At 68.3% G+C, this 2161-nt stretch carries 3 protein-coding genes; all 3 read right to left on the reverse strand.

Going from position 1 to position 2161, the window contains the following annotated elements:
• Positions 1–620 (reverse strand): VOC family protein (locus G7A99_RS18485; RefSeq protein ID WP_163142952.1); only part of this gene is annotated, 620 nt, incomplete at its 3' end.
• Between the two features lie 39 nt (positions 621–659).
• Positions 660–995 (reverse strand): 2Fe-2S iron-sulfur cluster binding domain-containing protein, encoded by a 336-nt coding sequence (locus G7A99_RS18490; RefSeq protein ID WP_018719560.1) that lies wholly within the window; start codon positions 993–995, stop codon positions 660–662.
• 47 nt (positions 996–1042) lie between these two features.
• Positions 1043–2134, reverse strand: coding sequence for an aromatic ring-hydroxylating dioxygenase subunit alpha (locus tag G7A99_RS18495; RefSeq protein WP_018719559.1), 1092 nt, complete (start codon positions 2132–2134; stop codon positions 1043–1045).
• Positions 2135–2161: the final 27 nt, after the last annotated feature.

The following is a 2161-nucleotide window of genomic DNA, read 5'->3' on the forward strand; positions in this document are numbered from 1 at the left end:
TCGTCGTGGCGGATGAAGGCGATGTCGTGGGCCTTGTTGGAGCACGACAGGAACGCGCCGACCAGGGTCTCGCCGTCTACCACCTGCTCGGCGAGATCGAAGCCCAGGACCTCGCGGAAAAGGCGCACACTCCCGTCCAGGTCCGTGCCGTAGAGCAGACAGTGGTCGAAGCGGTTGGCCGCCATGCCGCCCACCGTGTCCACGAAGGCCTCCGGGTTGGTGGTGCCCACCTCGTTACCGTAGAAGTCCTTCTCCGCGTAGAGCTCGAAGTGATGGCCCGTGGGCGAGTCGAAGCGCACCCGCTCGCCGCAGTGTTCGAGCTCGCCGGCGGGAATGCGCTCAACGCGGCAGCCGAACGCCGCGAGGGCCCGTTCCAGGCGCGCCAGCGCCCCGGCGTCGCGGACCTTGAAACCCATGAAGTCCATGCCCGATTCGTCCGCCTCGCGCAGAACCAGCGAGAACCAGTCGTACTCGTCCCACGCCTTCAGGTAGACACGCCCCTCGCGATCGCGGCCGGTCTCGATGAGGCCGACGTGACCGGTGTAGTGACGGACGGCCTCGTCGAGATCCATGACCCGGACACCCACGTGTCCGGGGCGCAGTACGTCCTTCTGGGACATGATGTTCTCCTCCTCGATGGAATGATGTCCGCCCGGCCCTCAGCGCGGGCCGTGACGGGTGAAGCCCTTGCGCATCGCGCCGACGACACGCAGGGACACATTGCTGCGCGGGTAGCTCCGGCAGGCGAGGACGCGGCCGGCCGCGCGCTCCGCGTCGTCCACGTGGGCCCGGCTCATGCGGGCCGAGACCACCTCGCCGGCAAGGATCTCGACCTTGCACACCCCGCAGCCGCCGCCACGGCAGCCCGCCGGGATACCCCGCCGACCCAGCCGCTCCATGGCGTGGAGCAGGCTCTCCTCCGCCGGGCAGGGGTAGCGCTCTGCGGTGTCGACGATCTGGATATCGAACGCCGGAATCCGGTCGTGCCGGGACATACCCGTTCCTCCCCGCCGCCGCCCCGCGCGGGGGCGGCGGACCGTACTCACGCCACGCGGCCGGCCTGGCCGCCGCCCTCGTCCTCGCGGTCGCGCTCTCGGCGGATGAGGGACTCCAGGCGCTTGCGCACCTTCACCGGGGCGACGTCGTTGCTCATGAGCACCGGGTCGAGCTCGAAGAAGTCCGCGGTGCCCATGCGCTGGTGGACGGCCTCGATGATGGGCACGTCCTCCTGCTCGAAGGCGCCGTGCATCGCCTGGATCTTCTGGGCGTTGTACTCGCCGTCCTCTTCCCGGTGATTGCGCCGGGTGGCGAAGAAGTAGTGGGTGCTGTCCACGGTCTCCGGCGTGGTGGTGTGGAGGTCGTACTGCCCGGTGCAGCCGTCGAGATCGAGCGCGGCATTCTCGTCCTGGGTGGCCCCCACGGAGAGCTGGATGTTCGCCGGTGGCGTCCAGGTGATGTGGAAGAAGTGCCGCGCCTCGCCCTCCGGCTCGGGCAGAAACTGGTTGAAGATCAGCATCGCCGGCGTCTGGCGCCACTCCCAGCGCGCGGAGACATACGCGTCCGTGTCCTCGACCTTCGGGATCAGCGGGGTGAGCTGGCCCCGCGTGGTGATGATCTCGCCGTGGACGTGGTCGATGTGGCTGAGATCCATCACGTTGTCCATGATGAGCTCGTAATTGCCCTGCACGGGCATGTAGGTGTAGCCGACGCTGTTGGGGTGACCGCTGACCAGCTCGCCGTAGTCCGGTACGGCGTCGTAGTCCGCGGCCTGGTCGCCCATCCATATCCACAGAAAGCCGTCGCGCTCGACCAGCGGATAGCTCGCCACCTGGGCCGCCTTGGGGATGTGCCGGTTGCCGTGGGGGTTGTGGGTGCACTGTCCGGCGCAGTCGAAGCGCAGGGCATGGTAGAGGCAGACGACGTCGTCGCCCTCGCGCCAACCCATGTGCAGCGGCGCGAACCGGTGCGGACAGCGGTCGTGCAGGGCCACGGGGGTGCCGTCCTGGCGGCGGTAGATGAGCACCGGCGTGTCGAGCAGGGTGCGGTGGAAGAACGCCTCCTCCCCCACTTCCGTGGACAGCGCCGCGACGTACCAGGTGTTCATCAGATACGGACGCTCGGTGTGTGCGTGCATCGCTCTCTCTCCTCTCTTCTCGGCTTT

The organism is Arhodomonas sp. KWT (assembly GCF_010993615.1).

Excerpts from the sequence above, each read along its gene's own strand:
- G7A99_RS18490 (WP_018719560.1), bottom strand. The coding sequence starts at position 995 with ATGTCCCGGCACGACCGGATTCCGGCGTTCGATATCCAGATCGTCGAC.
- G7A99_RS18495 (WP_018719559.1), bottom strand. The coding sequence starts at position 2,134 with ATGCACGCACACACCGAGCGTCCGTATCTGATGAACACCTGGTACGTC.